Here is a 641-nt window from a genome sequence, read left to right on the forward strand (position 1 = left end):
AGCGTGGACGGCACCGTACTTGAAGCCTGGGCTTCGCATAAGAGTTACCGCCCGAAGGATGATGAAACGCCTCCCAAAGGAGGCGGGCGCAATCCCCGCGTGGATTTTTGGGGTCAGAAGCGCAAGCGGGATACCCATGAATCCAAAACAGATCCGGATGCGTTTATGTATCGGAAGAGTTCGGGTGTCGCCGCCAAGCTCAGTTACCTGGGGCATATATTGATGGAGAACCGACATGGTCTGGTGGTCAACGCCCAGGTAACCCAGGCAACAGGTACGGCTGAACGCGAGGCCGCCATTGATATGGCATCGGCGCTCAAAGGCACACACCGTGTGACTTTGGGCGCGGACAAAAACTACGATACCCAGGACTGCGTTGAAGACTTGCGGTTAGCCAATGTTACCCCGCATGTGGCGCAGAACACCACCAACCGTTCATCCGCCATTGATGAACGCACCACCCACCATGGCGGTTATGCCACCAGTTTGAAGATTCGCAAACGAATCGAGGAATGTTTTGGCTGGCTCAAAACCGTAGGCGGATTGCGCAAGAGTCGCTTTGTGGGTCGCGAGAAACTGGAGTTTCAGTTTGTCATGAGTTTTGCGGCCTTCAACCTGATTCGGATGCGCAATCTGGGGGG

At 55.2% G+C, this 641-nt stretch carries 1 protein-coding gene; it reads left to right on the forward strand.

The window, feature by feature from the left end:
• Positions 1-641, forward strand: a 641-nt coding sequence (locus ACOCD2_RS24650; RefSeq protein ID WP_419626329.1) for an IS5 family transposase, incomplete at both ends; no start/stop codon positions are given.

It is taken from the genome of Thiolapillus sp. (assembly GCF_048562965.1).
In the GTDB taxonomy this organism is placed as follows: domain Bacteria; phylum Pseudomonadota; class Gammaproteobacteria; order Chromatiales; family Chromatiaceae; genus Thiolapillus; species Thiolapillus brandeum_A.